Origin of the sequence: Xenorhabdus kozodoii, from assembly GCF_002632875.1 — a bacterium.
Taxonomy (GTDB): domain Bacteria; phylum Pseudomonadota; class Gammaproteobacteria; order Enterobacterales; family Enterobacteriaceae; genus Xenorhabdus; species Xenorhabdus kozodoii.
On the sequence record NZ_NJCX01000096.1, the window covers coordinates 1 to 833 of the forward strand.

The following is an 833-nucleotide window of genomic DNA, read 5'->3' on the forward strand; positions in this document are numbered from 1 at the left end:
CCTGACCGCGCAGCACCTTGACGGTGTAGTCGCGCAGTTCGTAACAGATGCCTTCCTTATTGAAACCTGCTGTGGTGATACCGAACAGCAGCGATTGTAGCCGGGCACCGGTGGCGGTTTCCAGTACGTCCCACACATCGCGGGTCTTGTGGGCGTGCAGCTCATCGACAATGCCGCAATGGATATTGAGGCCATCGAGGTTGTTGGCGTCAGAAGACAGCGGCTCAAACTTGGAGGCGGTTTGTTCCTGATAAATGGCCAGTTTGTTGAACGCAAACAACCGCCCCAGTGTGGGTCTGGCCTGTTTGATCATGTTCTTCGCATCTTCGAACACAATCCGCGCCTGATCACGGGTCGTGGCCGCCGAATAGACTTCCGCCCCGCCCTCGCTGTCCGCCCCGGTCATGTACAACCCGATGCCGGAGGATAAGGTTGATTTGGCGTTCTTGCGGGCGACTTCGTTATAGGCGGTACGATAACGGCGCACCATTACCGGGCGCCCGCTGCCGTCATTGCGCAGGACAGTTTCGCCGGTCTGTTCATTAATCAGCGGACGGACAAAGCCGAAGATATTGATGAGAATAAAAACATGCCAGTCCATCAGCTCAATGGGCTTGCCGGCCAGTGCCCCCTTGACGTGGGGGACAAATTTGTAAAAGTTCAGGATATGCTGGGCGCGGGGTTCGCTGAAATAAATACCACGCTCCTCACCCGTGCCCAGATCATTCAGGAAGCGCTGACAAGCCAGCCTGACCAGTTCCCCGGCCACAATCTCACCCGCAACGACCCGTTCGGCATAGCGAATGCCATCTGATACTTTAGCCATCTTAATC

1 protein-coding gene is annotated in these 833 nt (G+C 56.1%); it reads right to left on the reverse strand.

What is annotated here, in order from left to right; translation table 11 throughout:
* On the reverse strand, positions 1-826 hold an 826-nt coding region (locus tag Xkoz_RS19260; protein WP_244183533.1), incomplete at its 3' end, for a terminase large subunit domain-containing protein.
* Between the last annotated feature and the right edge of the window lie 7 nt (positions 827-833).